Origin of the sequence: Hydrogenophaga sp. RWCD_12, from assembly GCF_046604225.1 — a bacterium.
Classification (GTDB): domain Bacteria; phylum Pseudomonadota; class Gammaproteobacteria; order Burkholderiales; family Burkholderiaceae_C; genus Hydrogenophaga.
The window spans coordinates 521,830-536,767 of sequence record NZ_JBKIXC010000002.1; the positions used below are offsets into that span (position 1 = coordinate 521,830).

Here is a 14,938-nt window from a genome sequence, read left to right on the forward strand (position 1 = left end):
ACATGAGCACCCTGCAATCCATCAACGCCCGCACCGGCGAACCCCACGGCAAAACTCTCAACGCCTCCACCGAACAGGACATCGACACCGCAGTGACCGAGGCGCATGCCGCCTTCGCCACCTGGCGCAGCAGCACCGGCGTGCAGCGCGCCGAACTGCTGGAGGCGCTGGCCAAAGGCCTCGAAGGCGAGCGCGAAAAGCTGGTCGCCTGGGCCGACCTCGAAACCGCGCTCGGCCCGGTGCGCCTCAACGGCGAACTCGACCGCACGACCTTCCAGCTGCGCCGCTTCGCCGACATCGCGCAACGTGGCGAACCTTTTGCAGTGCTGGACGATCCGGCAGTCGCCGGCGGCCCGCCCGCCGGGCACCCGGCCATGGTGCGCCAGCGCGTGCCGCTTGGTCCGGTGGCGATGTTCGCGGCCAGCAATTTCCCGTTTGCGTTCTCGGTGCTGGGCGGCGACACCGCGTCGGCGCTCGCAGCGGGCTGCAGCGTGGTCGTCAAGGCACACCCCGGCCACCCCGGCCTGTCGCTGCAGGTGTTCGCCATCATTCAGCGCGTGCTCAAGGCGCTGGACCTGCCCGCCGGCCTGATCGGCCTGGTGCAGGGTGCCGGGGTCGAAACCGGCGTGGGCCTGATCCGCCATCCGCTGATCGCGGCCGGTGCCTTCACCGGCTCCACCCGCGGCGGCGCCGCGCTGCAGGCCGAAGCCAATGCGCGCCCCCGCCCGATCCCGTTCTACGGCGAACTCGGCTCCGTCAATCCGCTGATCGCGCTGCCCGCCGCGCTCGCGGCCAAGGGCGGCGAACTGGCGACCACGCTGGCCGGCTCCATCACCCTGGGCTGCGGCCAGTTCTGCACCAACCCCGGCCTGCTGGTGCTGATCGACGGCCCCGAGACCGACACCTTCATCGACCAGCTCACCCTCGCGCTGACCAAGCAGCAACCACACCCGATGCTGACCCCCGGCATGCGCAAGGCCTTCGACGCCGGCATCAAGCGCTTCATGGAGGCCGGCGCCCGCTCGCTGCTGCAGGGCCAGGGCACACCGCCCGCGCCCGGTCCGCAGCTGCTGCAGGTCAGCGCCCAGCGCTTCATCGAACGTGCCGAACTGCGCGACGAGGTGTTCGGCCCGAGCAGCCTGATCGTGCGCTGCGCCAGCGTGGACGAAGTGCACCAGGTGCTGGACGCCGTGGGCGGCAGCCTCACCGTCACTCTCTGGGGCGCGGACGAAGACTCGGCAGACAACCGCGCCCTGGTGCGCAGCGCCTCGCAGATCGCCGGGCGCGTGCTGTTTGCGGGCGTGCCCACCGGCGTGGCGGTCACGGCCGCGCAGCAGCACGGTGGTCCCTGGCCGTCGAGCACTGCGCCCATGACCACCTCGGTCGGTGACGCGGCGCTGGAGCGCTTCCTGCGTCCGGTCTGCCTGCAGGATGCGCCGGCCTGGCTGCTCGCCCGCAAGGGCGTGCCCTGCTGACCTCCCGGAGGACGCGGCGGCCTCGCCGGGGCAGCCTCTGTTTGCCATCGCACAGACGCCGTCCGCAGCGGCACCTAAGGTCCGTCCATCACACCGATGGATGGACCTTCATGCTCAAGAACAAAGTGGTGCTCGTCACCGGTGCCGCCTCCGGCATCGGCCGGGCCATTGCCCTGGTCGCTGCCCGCGAAGGTGCGCGCCTCGTGCTGTCCGACCTGGATGCCCATGCGGGCAACGAAACCGCCAAGCAGGTGCGCAGCGTCGGTGCCGAGGCACTGTTCGCCGAATCCGACGCCGGCAAGGCAGAAGACGCGCAAGCGCTGGTGGACCAGGCCATGGCGCACCACGGTCGCCTTGACGTCGCCTGCAACAACGCCGGCATCGGCGGCGCCAGCGGGCTGCTGGCCGACTACCCGCTGGATGCCTGGGCGCAGGTGATCAACGTCAACCTCTCCGGCGTCTTCTACGGCATGCGCGCGCAGATCCCCGCGATGTTGCGGGGTGGCGGTGGTGCCATCGTCAACACCGCGTCCATTCTCGGCATGGTCGGCATGGCCACCGCGCCGGCCTACACCGCGGCCAAGCACGGTGTGGTCGGCCTCACGCAGTCCGCCGCCATCGCCTACGGCGGTCAGGGTGTGCGCATCAACGCCATCGGACCCGGCTTCATCCACACCCCGATGGTGCATGCGCTGGAAGAAGACCCCAACGTCAAGGCCGCGCTGATCGCCGCCCACCCCATCGGCCGCCTCGGCCTGCCCGAAGAGGTGGCCGAACTCGTGGTCTGGCTTGCCTCCACCCGGGCCTCATTCGTCACTGGCGCGTACTACCCCGTCGACGGCGGCTACCTCGCGCGCTGACTTTCACCTTTCCACTTCTGGAGAACGCTCATGACACCTCGCCATCCCTTTCACATCGCCTTCCTGGCGACCAGCATCACCGCGCTGTCCGCGTTCGCCGCTTGCAGCAAACCGCCGGAAGCCGACGTGCTGGTCGTTCCCTCGCGGCCCAGCACCGTTCCGGTCGCCGCCAATGCCGAGCCTGCGGACAGCGGTCTTGGCCTGAAGGCCAGCAGCAAGGCCAGCCAGTGACCGCCATGAGCTCCGACCACAAACTCAGCTCGGTCAAGGCGCTGCGCAGCGCCGCCCGCAAACACATCGAACACGGCGCCGTGACCGCCGGCTACAACGCCGACCGGCCCAAGGTGCTGAAGATGCTCAACGAAGCGCTGGCGACCGAGATCGTCTGCGTGCTGCGCTACCGGCGCCACCACTTCATGGCGCGTGGCATCCACGGGCAGACCGTGGGCGCCGAGTTCCTGGTGCACTCCAACGAAGAGCAGGGCCACGCCGACCTGCTGGCCGCGCGCATCGTGCAGCTCGGCGGCGAGCCCGACTTCTCGCCCGACAGCCTGAGCGAACGCAGCCACGCCGAATACGTGCCCGCCAAGCACCTGCCGGACATGATCCGGGAGAACCTGGTGGCCGAGCGCATCGCCATCGACAGCTACCGCGAGATGGTGCGCTACCTCGGCGACCTGGATCCGACCACCAGCGACCTGCTCAAGCAGATCCTCGCGGTGGAAGAAGAACACGCCGACGAGCTGGCGGACCTGCTCGAAGGCATGCCGGACGGCGAACACTGATTGTTTTCGGGGTATTGAGGACTCCCTTTGGGGCCATGCGGCGACGCATGGCCCCTTTTTTTTGACCGGGCCTGGCCCGAGGCACAGCGGCATACGCCACCCGGCGTACATACGCCGATCAGGGTTCTCCCTAGCATCCGTTCCGTCACCACAGCAAGGCTCCTTCAGCAGTGCCTTGCGGTGGCAGATGTCAGACCCACCAACGGATGTTTTTTGAACCCTGGAGAAGCGCCATGATGCAACGTCGATTCACTCTGAAAGCCCTGACGGTCGCGACCGCCCTGGGCGCCTTCGGCCTCACCGCCCACGCTGCCGACACGATCAAGGTCGGCGTGCTGCACTCGCTGTCGGGCACGATGGCGATTTCCGAAACCGTCCTGAAGGACGTGGCCCTGATGACGATCGACGAGATCAACGCCAAGGGCGGCGTGCTGGGCAAGAAGCTCGAGCCCGTGGTCGTCGACCCGGCCTCCAACTGGCCGCTGTTCGCCGAAAAGGCCAAGCAGCTGATCGACCAGGACAAGGTCGCCGTGACCTTCGGCTGCTGGACCTCGGTCTCGCGCAAGTCGGTGCTGCCGGTGTTCGAAGAAAAGAACAGCCTGCTGTTCTACCCGGTGCAGTACGAAGGTGAAGAGCTGTCCAAGAACGTGTTCTACACCGGCGCCGCTCCCAACCAGCAGGCCATCCCTGCCGTCGAATACCTGATGAGCAAGGACGGCGGCTCGGCCAAGCGCTTCGTGCTGCTGGGCACCGACTACGTGTATCCCCGCACCACCAACAAGATCCTGCGCGCCTTCCTGAAGGCCAAGGGCATCCCCGAGTCGGACATCATGGAGGAGTACACCCCCTTCGGTCACTCCGACTACCAGACCATCATCGCCAAGATCAAGAAGTTCGCGGCCGAAGGCAAGAAGACCGCGGTGATCTCCACCATCAACGGCGACTCCAACGTGCCGTTCTACAAGGAACTGGGCAATGCCGGCCTGTCGGCCAAGGACGTGCCGGTGGTGGCGTTCTCGGTGGGTGAAGAAGAGCTGCGTGGCGTGGACGCCAAGCCCCTGGTCGGTCACCTGGCCGCCTGGAACTACTTCATGAGCGTGAAGAACCCGACCAACGCGGCGTTCATCAAGCAGTGGAGCGACTACGCCAAGGCCAAGGGCATCGCCGGCCACAAGGACAAGCCGCTGACCAACGACCCGATGGAAGCCACCTACATCGGCATCCACATGTGGGCCCAGGCCGTCGAGAAGGCCAAGTCCACCGACACCGACAAGGTCATCGCCGCCATGGCCGGCCAGACCTTCAAGGCGCCGGGCGGTTTCACGTCGACCATGGACAAGGAAAACCACCACCTGCACAAGCCGGTGTTCATCGGTGAAGTGAAGGCCGACGGCCAGTTCAACGTGGTGTGGAAGACCCCGGGTCCGGTCGTGGCCGATCCGTGGAGCGACTTCATCGCCGAAAACAAGGGCAAGAAGAACGTTCCCGAGAAGAAGTAAGCGGGGTATCTGATGCGCTGGCTGCGATTCTTTCCTGTGCTGTTGTGCCTGATCGGCGCAGCCACCGCGCATGCCCTCACCCCGGCCGACGCCTTGGCGTTGGCCACGGGTGAGGGGGATACCCGCATCGCCGCCGTCAACCGGCTGGCGGCGGAACCCGACGAACGCACCCTCGCCCTGATGCAGGCCCTGTCGGCAGGCGCCGTCAAGGTCCAGGGCGAGCAGGTGCTCCTGATTGCCGACGATGGCAGTGGCAAGGATGCGGTGACCGGCGCGGCCGTGACCGTGGCCGAAACGGCCGAGGACGCCATCGTCAACAACCGTCTGCGTGGCGCGCTCGACGCCGCGCTGTCCGTGCGCGACCTGTTCGGCACCGGCACCAAGGCGCAGCAGGCCGCCGCGGCCATGCTGCAGAAGGCAGCCTTCGACGAACCCGACGCGGCGCAGCTGCCGCTGGTCGAGAAGGCGTTTGCCAACACGAACCTTGACCCCAAGGCGCGCAAGAGTCTGGAGCTCGCCCGCGCCGCCATGCAGCTGGCCAGCGACGATGAGGCGCAACGCCTCTCGGCCGCGCAGGCCCTGGGCAGCATGGGCGATCCGGCGCTCAAGCCGCTGCTGGCGGCCCGCCAGGCGGCCGAAAGCAGCGCCAACGTCAAGGCCGCGCTCGGCGCCGCCATCGCCTCGCTCGACCGCTCGCTCGCGGTCACCAGCGCGCTCTCGCAGGCCTTCACCGGCATCAGCCTGGGCTCGATCCTGTTGCTGGCCGCGCTCGGCCTGGCGATCACCTATGGCCTGATGGGCGTGATCAACATGGCGCACGGCGAGCTGATCATGATCGGCGCCTACGCCACCTGGCTGGTGCAGGCCTTCTTCAAGAATTCGCTGCCTGGCCTGTTCGACTGGTATTTGCTGGCGGCCCTGCCGGTGGCCTTCATCGCCTCGGCCCTGGTGGGCGCGGCGATGGAGCGCACGGTGATCCGTTTCCTCTACGGCCGTCCGCTGGAGACGCTGCTGGCCACCTGGGGCATCTCGCTGGTGCTGATGCAGAGCGTGCGCAGCCTGTTCGGCGCGCAGAACGTCGGCGTGGAGAACCCGAGCTGGATGAGCGGCAGCGTGACCCTGATGGGCAACCTCACGCTGCCCTGGAACCGCATCATCATCGTCGCGTTTGCCGGTGCGGTGCTGCTGGGTGTCACGCTGCTGATCACGCGCACCCGGCTCGGACTGTTCGTCCGTGGCGTGACGCAGAACCGGCCAATCGCCAGCTGCATGGGTGTGAACACCGCCCGCATCGACACCTACGCCTTCGCGCTGGGCTCGGGCATTGCGGGACTGGCCGGCTGCGCGCTCAGCCAGATCGGCAACGTCGGCCCCGACCTGGGGCAGAGTTACATCGTCGACTCGTTCATGGTGGTGGTGCTTGGCGGTGTCGGCCAGCTCGCCGGCACGGTCTATGCCGCGCTGGGCCTGGGCCTGCTGAACAAGTTGCTGGAAGGCTGGGCCGGCGCGGTGCTGGCCAAGATCGCGGTGCTGGTCTTCATCATCGTCTTCATCCAGAAACGTCCGCAAGGCATCTTCGCGTTCAAAGGCAGGGAAGCATGAGTACCGCTTCGATTTCTCTTCCCACGCCTGGCCCGCTGCTCACGCGCGGCGCCTTCAGCGGTGTGCTGGTGGCGCTGCTGGTGGTCTGTGCCCTGGCGCCTGCGCTCAATCTGCTGGTGCCCGAGGGCAGCGTGTTCCACCTCTCCGATTACATGGTCGGCCTGCTGGGCAAGATCATGTGTTACGCCATCTGCGCGCTGGCGATGGACCTGATCTGGGGCTACACCGGCATCCTCTCGCTCGGTCACGGCCTGTTCTTTGCGCTCGGCGGCTATGCCATGGGCATGTACCTGATGCGCCAGATCGGCCGCGACGGCAACTACCAGAGCGACCTGCCCGACTTCATGGTGTTCCTGGACTGGAAGGAACTGCCCTGGCACTGGGCGCTGTCCGACAGCTTCGTGGCGACGCTCTTCCTGATCGTGCTGGTGCCGGCCGTGGTGGCCTTCGTGTTCGGCTTCTTCGCCTTCCGCTCGCGCATCAAGGGCGTGTACTTCTCAATCATCACGCAGGCCCTGACCTTCGCCGCGCTGCTGCTGTTCTTCCGCAACGAGACCGGGATGGGCGGCAACAACGGCTTCACCGACTTCAAGCGCATCCTGGGCATGCCGCTGGCCACGCACGGCATGCGCATGACGCTGTTCGTGATCACCGGGCTGACGCTGCTGGGCTTCTACGTGTTTGCCCGCTGGCTGGTCAGCAGCAAGTACGGCCGCGTGCTCCAGGCGGTGCGCGATGCCGAGAGCCGGGTCATGTTCTGCGGCTACAACCCGCTGCCCTACAAGCTCTCGATCTGGACCATCTCGGCCGTCATGTGTGGCATCGCCGGTGCACTGTATGTGCCGCAGGTCGGCATCATCAACCCGGGCGAAATGAGCACCGCCGCGTCGATCGAGATTGCGGTCTGGACGGCGGTCGGTGGCCGCGCGACCCTGATCGGGCCGATCATCGGTGCCTTCATCGTCAACGGCGCCAAGAGCTGGCTGACCGTGGCCTTCCCCGAGTTCTGGCTGTACTTCCTGGGTGCGCTCTTCATCGCGGTCACGCTGTGGATGCCGCAGGGCGTGGTGGGGCTGGTGAAGAAGATGCGCATGGGCAAAGGAGCCAAGGCATGACGCCCGACCTGATGGAAGAAGGCGCGCAGCGCTACGAGAAGGCCCACACCGCGCCCGAGCTGGGAAAAACGGAGTCGGGCGGACGCAGCGCCGGCTACGGCCGCATTGCCACCGGCGAGGTCGACACCACCCACGGACGCATCCTCTACCTCGAAGACGTGCACGTGAGCTTCGACGGCTTCAAGGCCATCAACGGCCTGAACCTGGACATCGCGCCGGGCGAGCTGCGCTGCATCATCGGCCCCAACGGCGCCGGCAAGACCACGATGATGGACATCATCACCGGCAAGACCCGGCCGGACCAGGGCACGGTCTACTTCGGCAGCACCATCGACCTGCTGCGCTACCGCGAACCGGAGATCGCAGCGCTGGGCATCGGCCGCAAGTTCCAGAAGCCCACGGTGTTCGAGCAGCTGAGCGTGTTCGAGAACCTGGAGCTGGCGCTGGCCACCGACAAGCGCGTGCGCCGTTCGATGACCTTTGCGCTCGACAGCGAGCAGAAGGACCGGCTGGCCGAGGTGCTGACGACCATCCACCTGGCCGACAGCGCCAGCCGCCCCGCCGGAATGCTGAGCCACGGCCAGAAACAGTGGCTGGAGATCGGCATGCTGCTGATGCAGGACCCCAAGCTGCTGCTTCTCGACGAACCGGTGGCGGGCATGACCGACGAAGAAACCGCGCGCACCGCCGAGCTGTTCCTCTCGCTCAAGGGAAAGCACTCGCTGATGGTGGTGGAGCACGACATGAGCTTCATCCGCGCGATCAGCGAGAAGGTCACGGTGCTGTGCGACGGCTCGGTGCTGGCCGAGGGCACGCTCGACGAGGTGCAGGCCGACGAACGGGTCATTGAGGTTTATCTGGGCCGATGAAGGAAACACGATGAGCCTGCTCGAAGTCAAGGACGTCAACCAGTACTACGGCGGCAGCCACATCCTGCGCAACGTCAGCCTCACGGCCGAACTGGGCAAGGTCACGGTGGTGCTGGGCCGCAACGGCGTGGGCAAGACCACGCTGCTCAAATCGCTGATGGGCCTGGTGCCGATCAAGAGCGGCAGCATCACGCTCGACGGGCAGGCGATCGACAGGGCCACGCCCTACGAGCGCGCGCGCCAGGGCGTGGGTTTCGTGCCGCAGGGCCGCGAGATCTTCGCCCGCCTGACGGTGCAGGAGAACCTGCTGATGGGGCTGGCCTACAAGAGCGGTGGCACGCCGATCCCGGCCGAGCTGTTCGAGCTCTTTCCGGTGCTCAAGCAGATGCTGGGCCGCCGCGGCGGCGACCTCTCGGGTGGGCAGCAGCAGCAGCTGGCGATTGCGCGCGCACTGGCGGCGGGGCCGAAGCTGCTGATCCTGGATGAGCCGACCGAGGGCATCCAGCCCAACATCATCAAGGACATCGGCAAGGTGATCCGCATGCTGGCCGACCGCGGCAACATGGCGATCGTGCTGGTCGAGCAGTACTACGACTTCGCCGAAGCGCTGGCGGACCACTATGTGGTGATGGAGCGCGGCGAGGTGATTGCAAGCGGTCCGGGCAGCGAAATGCAGGCGAAGAACATCCGCCAACTCGTGGCGATCTGAACTGAGCCCCCTCGCTCCAGCGCCTCAGGCGCCGACGGTGTTCACGCTGGCCAGCAGGCCTTCAATTTTGGGCGGGGGCTTGTAGCCCGAGGGCAGGGACATGCCGCCGGCGGCCCGCCCCGTGTGCGCCTGTTCGCCCAGGCCCGCGTGGATGTCCGTGGTGCGGTAACGGTCGCGCAGGATCTGGGCCTTCTTGAGCAGTTCCTTGTGGTCCGGAATGCGGGCCTGGTAGCGGTGCAGCACCAGGTGCGCCGACTCGATGATCTTGGCGTTGAGCGTCTGTTCGCCGTCCTGCAGCAGCTTGACCACCGCCGCCTGCGGATCGCCCTTGAGGCTGAGTGACATGGCCTCTTCGGTCAGCTTGAGAATTTGCGCATGGGCGTTGCGCACCCGGTTGATGAAGTCCTGCCGCCCGACCGCGGCGCAGGCCAGCAGCTCGGTCAGTGCGCGGCTGGTGCAGAAGCGCAGCGACATGGTGTCGACCGCCGCGTCGACTTCGTAGAGCTGGATCGAGCGCATCGCCAGCCGCGTCATCAGCGCCAGCAGGTTGCAGGCCGATTCGAAATCGAACGAGGGCAGGTGGATGGTTTTGGCGAGGCGGCGGACCTCGTCGAGTGCCTGCGCGGTCTGGTAGTCCTGGATCGCGATCATCGCCTCGATGACTTCCAGCAGCCGCAGCGGTCGCGGGTTGTCGGGATAGCGGTCGCGGATGTGCTCCATGTTCTCGCGGCAGCGCTGCAGGCCCTTGTGTTCGTTGGCGTCCAGCCGCGCGAACGCCAGCAGCACCAGCGCCTGGGCGTCGAACAGCTTGGAATCCAGCCCGATGCGGGTGGCGCGGTCGAGCAGTTCCACGCCCTCGTCGCGCTCGCCCGCGTACCAGGCCATCATGCCGTGCTTGAGCAATCGGTTGACCGAGGACGGCGTGAGCAGGGTGGAACGTTTGAAGGTTGCCAGCGCAGCCTGGAAGTTGCCCAGCTCGAACTGTGCCCTTCCCATGATGTCGTAGGCATCGGTGTAGCCGGGCTCGGTCTCGATCAGGCTCTCCAGCGTGGTCACTGCGCGCTGGGGGAAGCCGCCTTCGATCTGCGCCCGCGCCACGCCCAGCTTGGCCCAGGGCAGGGTCTTGGCTTCGACCACCGCTTCGTAGAGCTTCTCCGCTTCGTGCAGGTGGCCGCCGCGCAGCATCAGCTCGGCGCCGATGCGGGCGGCGTACAGGTAGTACTCCTTGCGCTTTTCGAAGTGCTCCTTGCACATCTGCGCGGCCTCGTCGAACTGTTCGGCGTCGATGGCGACAAAGATGTGCTTGAGGGCGGCCTTGCGCTCGCGGGCCTGCACGATGCGGGCGACCAGCCCGGCGGCGGTGTGCGGTTTGAGCAGGTAGGCGTCCAGCGCCGACTCGGCGGCCTCGGCCACCTTGCTGTACGACGACTCGGAGGTCACCATCACGAACACGGTGTAGAAGGGCAGCATCTGGTTGCGGCGCAGGTCGTCGAGCAGTTCCTGCCCGGTCATGTCCTCGCGCTCGAAATACTGTTCGCTGACCACCACGTCGAAAGTGCCAACTTCGAGCTTCACACGGGCGTCGGCCACCCGCGGGCACTGCACGATCGTGCCCACGCCGGCATCGCGCAGCTGCCCCACAAGGATGGAGCGGGACTGCGGATTGCCGTCGATGACGAGCGCCTTGGCGTCCTGCAGGTTGGCGGGCATGGTCTCAGAGGCTTGGGGGCGTGCCAGATCGTGGAAAGGGTTGCTGCCCCGATTCTGCGCAGTCCGTTCCACCGGTGATCGCCCGAACAAGTCGGCAAAAGCGCGGCTTTTTGCACACCGTCGGGAGGCGGTCGACCCGGCGCCGGGCCGTCCCAAGCCGGATCAGTCCCCTTGGGGGCAGCGACCCGCGCAGCGGCGGCGCGTGGGGCGAACTGCTCACACGCCCCAGATGCGTGGACGCTCCCCGGGCAGGTCCCAGGCGGCGCGGCGCCAGAGTGACCACACCGCTTGCAGGCTGGCCATCAGCGGTTCGACCAGCGGCGCCACCGCCCGCACGGCGAGCAGGCGGTCGCTGGGCGCGGTCGCCCCGGCCGTCACGTCAGCAGACGCGTGGCCCAGGGCCTCGCGCGCGGCCTCCAGCAGGTCTTCGCGCCGTTCGCGGGGGATCGCTGTGCCGGTGGCCAGCACCAGCGTGCCCATGCAGCGGCGGCCGCCCAGGCCCAGCGGGGAATCGAGCAGGCGCTGGTCGCGGGCGTCGATGCGGGCCTGTTCCAGCCACAACCCCGGGATTTCCAGGCGCTGGCGGAATTCGCCGCTGTCGAACGGCTGCCCGGCACCGGGCAGGCCCAGCGCGGTCACGTCCCAGGCCATCAGCTCGGCGCCTTCCGCCAGGGTCGCGCTCCAGCGGTTGTCGGCGCGACAGCCAGGGTAGGCAATGGTTTCCAGTGGCAGCCACTCGAGCCGTGCACCGGCGGCCAGGTTCAGCGTGACGTGTTGCGAAGCGAAGGCCTCGTCGGCCGCGTAGAAACGGGTTGCGCCCGGCGTGCTCAGCAGGCCGTGGGCACCGGTGGCCACCTGGACATCGATGTTCAGCTGGTCGCCGCCGACCAGGCCACCCGGCGGATGCACGATCACGTTGTGGCAGATCGCATCGCCCTCGTGGTAGAGGCTCTTGAAGATGCGCAGCGGGCCGTCGTGTGAATGGTGCAGGACGGTGCGGTCGCCGTGCCGTTGGTAGTCGAGGGAGAGACGGGCGTGCCAGGGCATAAAAGGAGGATAGCCCCCCGCGCCGCTTCGCGTCACCCCCCAGGGGGCCATGCCTGTGGCCCGGCGGAGCCGGTTCCACGGCATGCTGGAACGGGACACGTCGCGCCGGAGCGGCTTTATGTTTTCCAGAATTGGAGGTGCGGTTCCAGCATCTCGGCTTCCAGCGCCGGGATGGGGCCGATGACTTCGATGGCCTTCTGTCCTCGCGCGACCACCTCGCGGCAGGGCAGGGAGAGGGTGGGGTTTTCGGCGTGGTTGCCGGTCAGGGTCAGCAGGGACTCTTCGCTGGCGCCGTAGACGATGCGGCCGATGTTCGCCCAGTAGACGGTCCCGGCACACATGGCGCAGGGCTCGAAGGTGGTTACCAGGGTGCAGCCCCACAGGTGGTCGGCCGAGTAGTTCAGCGAGGCGGTGCGCGCCAGCGTGGCCTCTGCATGGTGGACGGTGTCGATGTTGCCCTGTTCGGCCAGCACGGTCTCGCCGTCGGGCGCGACCAACAGCGCGCCGAACGGGTGGCGCCCCATCTGCATCGCGCGCAGCGCCACGGCGTTGGCGCGACGCAGGTGGCGCGCGATCTGGTCGCCGGTCATCAGCCCTGGCTTCCTCGGTGGGCCCACCCCGTGGTGTGTTTCTCGACGAAGCTGAACAGCTCGTACATCACCATGGCCATGATGCCCACCACCAGCAGCCCACTGAAGGCCAGGCCCATCTGCATCGAGCTGCCAGCCGAGATCAGCAGGTAGCCGATGCCTTCGTTGGCGGCGGTCATTTCCGACACGGTGGTGCCGACGAAGGCCAGCGTGATCGCGACCTTGAGCGAGCCGTAGAAGTAGGGCAGCGAACGCGGCAGGCCGACCTTCATCAGCACATCCCAGCGCTTGGCGCCCAGCACACGCAGCACGTCTTCCAGCTCGGGCTCCAGCGTGGCCAGGCCGGTGGCGATGTTGACCATGATGGGAAAGAAGCTGATCAGGAAGGCCGTGAGGATGGCCGGGCCCGCGCCGATGCCGAACCACACCACCAGGATGGGCACGAAGGCGGCCTTGGGAAGCGCGTTGAACGCCGTCATCAGCGGGTAGACCGCGGCGTAGGCCAGTCGCGAACTGCCGATCAGGAACCCCAGCAACACACCGACCACGATGGCGATGCCGAAGCCCGCCATCGTCACCCAGAAGGTGCGCCAGGCGTGGCCGAGGATGGTGACCTTGTGTTCCATCGTCTGCGCCCAGATGCGCGACGGGCTGGGGAAGATGAATTCCGAGACACCGAAGCCGCTGCAGATCACTTCCCAGAGGATGATGATCGCGATCAGCAGCAGGAACGGAGACCAGCGCTCGACCTGTTTCTTGTTCATGGCGAAGTCCTGGTCACTGGTTGATGGTGGCGCCGGCCTTGCGCATCGCACCGATGTGGCCACGCAGCTCGTGCACGATGTCGGTGAAGTGCGGTGTGTAGGTCACTTCCAGATCGCGGGTGCGCGGAATGTCGATCTCGCGCTGGACGACAAAGCGGCCCGGGCTTCTGCTCATGCAGTACACCGTGTCGGCCAGGAAGACGGACTCGCGCAGGTCGTGCGTCACCAGGATCACGTTGAAGCGCTGCGCTTCCCACAGGTCGCGCAGGGTGCACCACAGCTCCTCGCGGGTGAAGGCATCGAGAGCGCCAAAGGGCTCGTCCAGCAGCAGCATCTTGGGCTCGTGGATCAGCGCGCGGCAGATGCTGGCGCGCTGCTGCATGCCGCCCGACAGTTCCCACGGGTACTTCTTCTCCATGCCGCCCAGGCCCACACTGGTCAGCAGTTTGCTGGCGCGCTCCTCGAATTCCTTGCGGCGGTCCTTGAACTGGCTGCGGTACGGTTCGACGATTTCCAGCGGCAGCAGCACGTTGTCCAGCGTGGTCCTCCAGGGCAGCAGGCTGGGCGCCTGAAATGCCATGCCCGAGATCTTCAGCGGGCCGGTGACCGGCTGTCCGTCAATGGTGATCTTACCCATGCTGGGCATCTTCAGCCCGGTGGTGAGCTTCATGAAGGTCGACTTGCCGCAACCCGACGGGCCGACGATGGCGATGAACTCGCCCTTCTTGACCTTCAGGTTGATGTCTTCGACCGCGAAGATGTTCTTGGCCAGCAGGTCGTCGTTGTAGGCGAGCCAGACCTGGTCGAAGTCGACGAAGGCCTTTTCGGCGGGTGCGGCGTCGGCCATCACTTCTTCGCGGCGGGCAGGACGTTGAGCTCGGCGGCGGACGGCAGCATGGAACCGTTCCACACGGCGGCCGGGTCGACGCGGGTCTTGGTGGCGTAGGCGTCGGACACCTGCGAGGCCATCAGCGCCATGCGGCCGGGCACGATCTGGCCGAAGCCTTCCTTGCGCGCGTCCGGGCTGGCGATGACGGAATCGACCGCCAGCTTCAGGCGGCGCGTTTCCAGTTCGACGTTGATGATGCCGTCGCGGGCCTTCACGGTCTCGATGCCGGCGGCCGGGTTGGCCATGACTTCCTTGGCACCCTTGGTGAAGGCTTGCAGGAAGGCTTTCACGGCGGCCGGGTTCTCCTTGATCAGCTTGGGGCTGGCGATGATCGCATTGCCGTAGAGCTTCACGCCGAAGTCGGCGTAGGGCAGGATCACCACGTCTTCGGCCTTGACGCCGCGCGCTTCGAGGTTGAGCAGCGAGGTGAACGAGAAGCCGGTGATGGCATCGATGTCACCGCGCACCAGCATGGTCTCGCGCAGCGGCGGGTCCATCGAGGTCCAGGCCACGTTGCCGATGCCGTTGGCCTTCTGGAAGATCGGGAAGCCGCGGCGGCCGGCGTCGAACACCGGGGCGCCCAGCTTCTTGCCGTTGAGGTCGGCCGGTTTGGCGATGCCGCTCTTCTTGAGCGCCAGCACCGCGGCAGGCGTGTTGTTGTAGACCATCATCACGGCGACCGGCTTGTTCGGGGCGTCCGGGTTGTTGGCGTGGAACTCCATCAGCGCGGCCATGTCGGCAAAGCCCATGTCGTACGTGCCCGAGGCCACGCGGGTGACGGTGCCGCCCGAACCGTTGCCGGCGTCGACGGTCACGTCCAGGCCGGCGGCCTTGTAGTAGCCCTTGGCGGCCGACTGCAGGAACAGGGCGGCCGGACCTTCAAAACGCCAGTCGAGCTGGAACTTGATCGGCGTCTCGGCGTGGGCGAGGCCAAAGGTGGCGGCGGCGGCCAGGGCCGCGGTGAGCTTGAGGACTTGGCGCTTGTGCATGGGGAGACTCCGTCGGGGCGTTGGGGGATGGATGC

General features: G+C 67.0%; 15 protein-coding genes. 9 read left to right on the forward strand and 6 right to left on the reverse strand.

Annotation, left to right across the window (positions count from 1 at the left end; translation table 11 throughout):
• Window positions 1–2 precede the first annotated feature (2 nt).
• The 9 genes from ACLIJ1_RS09620 (at window position 3) to urtE (ending at window position 8,914) form a co-directional block, all read left to right on the forward strand.
• A complete protein-coding gene (locus tag ACLIJ1_RS09620; RefSeq protein WP_411365290.1) occupies window positions 3–1,475 on the forward strand; it encodes an aldehyde dehydrogenase (NADP(+)) in 1,473 nt (490 codons plus the stop codon).
• Between the two features lie 110 nt (window positions 1,476–1,585).
• A complete protein-coding gene (locus ACLIJ1_RS09625) occupies window positions 1,586–2,335 on the forward strand; it encodes an SDR family NAD(P)-dependent oxidoreductase (protein WP_411365291.1) in 750 nt (249 codons plus the stop codon).
• Window positions 2,336–2,365: 30 nt separating this feature from the next.
• Window positions 2,366–2,566, forward strand: a complete 201-nt coding sequence (locus ACLIJ1_RS09630) for a hypothetical protein (RefSeq protein ID WP_411365292.1) — start codon at window positions 2,366–2,368, stop codon at window positions 2,564–2,566.
• A 5-nt stretch (window positions 2,567–2,571) separates the two neighbouring features.
• Window positions 2,572–3,120, forward strand: a complete 549-nt coding sequence (locus tag ACLIJ1_RS09635; protein ID WP_411365293.1) for a bacterioferritin — start codon at window positions 2,572–2,574, stop codon at window positions 3,118–3,120.
• Between the two features lie 236 nt (window positions 3,121–3,356).
• Window positions 3,357–4,619 carry an urea ABC transporter substrate-binding protein gene (urtA, locus tag ACLIJ1_RS09640; protein ID WP_411365740.1) on the forward strand — a complete coding sequence of 421 codons (1,263 nt, stop codon included), beginning with the start codon at window positions 3,357–3,359 and terminating at the stop codon, window positions 4,617–4,619.
• Between the two features lie 12 nt (window positions 4,620–4,631).
• Window positions 4,632–6,221, forward strand: coding sequence for an urea ABC transporter permease subunit UrtB (gene urtB, locus ACLIJ1_RS09645; RefSeq protein WP_411365294.1), 1,590 nt, complete (start codon window positions 4,632–4,634; stop codon window positions 6,219–6,221).
• Window positions 6,218–7,336, forward strand: coding sequence for an urea ABC transporter permease subunit UrtC (urtC, locus tag ACLIJ1_RS09650; protein ID WP_411365295.1), 1,119 nt, complete (start codon window positions 6,218–6,220; stop codon window positions 7,334–7,336). The genes urtB and urtC overlap by 4 nt, the downstream gene beginning before the upstream one ends.
• The gene (gene urtD / locus ACLIJ1_RS09655; protein WP_411365296.1) at window positions 7,333–8,205 is read left to right on the forward strand and encodes an urea ABC transporter ATP-binding protein UrtD; all 873 of its coding nucleotides are present in this window, start codon (window positions 7,333–7,335) and stop codon (window positions 8,203–8,205) included. The genes urtC and urtD overlap by 4 nt, the downstream gene beginning before the upstream one ends.
• Before the next feature lie 16 nt (window positions 8,206–8,221).
• Window positions 8,222–8,914 carry an urea ABC transporter ATP-binding subunit UrtE gene (gene urtE, locus ACLIJ1_RS09660; RefSeq protein ID WP_411365741.1) on the forward strand — a complete coding sequence of 231 codons (693 nt, stop codon included), beginning with the start codon at window positions 8,222–8,224 and terminating at the stop codon, window positions 8,912–8,914.
• A gap of 24 nt (window positions 8,915–8,938) precedes the next feature.
• On the opposite strand, the gene ACLIJ1_RS09665 is transcribed toward urtE, so the two are convergent.
• From ACLIJ1_RS09665 to ACLIJ1_RS09690, 6 genes are all read right to left on the reverse strand, one after another.
• Window positions 8,939–10,624 (reverse strand): response regulator, encoded by a 1,686-nt coding sequence (locus tag ACLIJ1_RS09665; RefSeq protein WP_411365297.1) that lies wholly within the window; start codon window positions 10,622–10,624, stop codon window positions 8,939–8,941.
• Between the two features lie 216 nt (window positions 10,625–10,840).
• Entirely contained in the window at window positions 10,841–11,671 is an 831-nt protein-coding gene (locus ACLIJ1_RS09670; RefSeq protein ID WP_411365298.1) for an urease accessory protein UreD, read from the reverse strand.
• A gap of 116 nt (window positions 11,672–11,787) precedes the next feature.
• On the reverse strand, window positions 11,788–12,261 hold the full coding sequence (locus ACLIJ1_RS09675; RefSeq protein ID WP_411365299.1) for a nucleoside deaminase: 474 nt from the start codon (window positions 12,259–12,261) through the stop codon (window positions 11,788–11,790).
• A complete protein-coding gene (locus ACLIJ1_RS09680) occupies window positions 12,261–13,025 on the reverse strand; it encodes an ABC transporter permease (RefSeq protein ID WP_411365300.1) in 765 nt (254 codons plus the stop codon). The genes ACLIJ1_RS09675 and ACLIJ1_RS09680 overlap by 1 nt, the downstream gene beginning before the upstream one ends.
• Before the next feature lie 13 nt (window positions 13,026–13,038).
• The gene (locus tag ACLIJ1_RS09685) at window positions 13,039–13,872 is read right to left on the reverse strand and encodes an ABC transporter ATP-binding protein (RefSeq protein ID WP_411365301.1); all 834 of its coding nucleotides are present in this window, start codon (window positions 13,870–13,872) and stop codon (window positions 13,039–13,041) included.
• On the reverse strand, window positions 13,872–14,903 hold the full coding sequence (locus tag ACLIJ1_RS09690) for an ABC transporter substrate-binding protein (protein WP_411365302.1): 1,032 nt from the start codon (window positions 14,901–14,903) through the stop codon (window positions 13,872–13,874). Before ACLIJ1_RS09690 ends, ACLIJ1_RS09685 begins: the two co-directional genes overlap by 1 nt.
• Window positions 14,904–14,938: the final 35 nt, after the last annotated feature.

Excerpts from the sequence above, each read along its gene's own strand:
- urtD (WP_411365296.1), top strand. The coding sequence starts at position 7,333 with ATGACGCCCGACCTGATGGAAGAAGGCGCGCAGCGCTACGAGAAGGCC.
- urtA (WP_411365740.1), top strand. The coding sequence starts at position 3,357 with ATGCAACGTCGATTCACTCTGAAAGCCCTGACGGTCGCGACCGCCCTG.
- ACLIJ1_RS09685 (WP_411365301.1), bottom strand. The coding sequence starts at position 13,872 with ATGGCCGACGCCGCACCCGCCGAAAAGGCCTTCGTCGACTTCGACCAG.
- ACLIJ1_RS09670 (WP_411365298.1), bottom strand. The coding sequence starts at position 11,671 with ATGCCCTGGCACGCCCGTCTCTCCCTCGACTACCAACGGCACGGCGAC.
- ACLIJ1_RS09625 (WP_411365291.1), top strand. The coding sequence starts at position 1,586 with ATGCTCAAGAACAAAGTGGTGCTCGTCACCGGTGCCGCCTCCGGCATC.
- ACLIJ1_RS09620 (WP_411365290.1), top strand. The coding sequence starts at position 3 with ATGAGCACCCTGCAATCCATCAACGCCCGCACCGGCGAACCCCACGGC.
- urtB (WP_411365294.1), top strand. The coding sequence starts at position 4,632 with ATGCGCTGGCTGCGATTCTTTCCTGTGCTGTTGTGCCTGATCGGCGCA.
- ACLIJ1_RS09635 (WP_411365293.1), top strand. The coding sequence starts at position 2,572 with ATGAGCTCCGACCACAAACTCAGCTCGGTCAAGGCGCTGCGCAGCGCC.
- ACLIJ1_RS09690 (WP_411365302.1), bottom strand. The coding sequence starts at position 14,903 with ATGCACAAGCGCCAAGTCCTCAAGCTCACCGCGGCCCTGGCCGCCGCC.
- urtC (WP_411365295.1), top strand. The coding sequence starts at position 6,218 with ATGAGTACCGCTTCGATTTCTCTTCCCACGCCTGGCCCGCTGCTCACG.
- ACLIJ1_RS09665 (WP_411365297.1), bottom strand. The coding sequence starts at position 10,624 with ATGCCCGCCAACCTGCAGGACGCCAAGGCGCTCGTCATCGACGGCAAT.
- ACLIJ1_RS09675 (WP_411365299.1), bottom strand. The coding sequence starts at position 12,261 with ATGACCGGCGACCAGATCGCGCGCCACCTGCGTCGCGCCAACGCCGTG.
- ACLIJ1_RS09630 (WP_411365292.1), top strand. The coding sequence starts at position 2,366 with ATGACACCTCGCCATCCCTTTCACATCGCCTTCCTGGCGACCAGCATC.
- ACLIJ1_RS09680 (WP_411365300.1), bottom strand. The coding sequence starts at position 13,025 with ATGAACAAGAAACAGGTCGAGCGCTGGTCTCCGTTCCTGCTGCTGATC.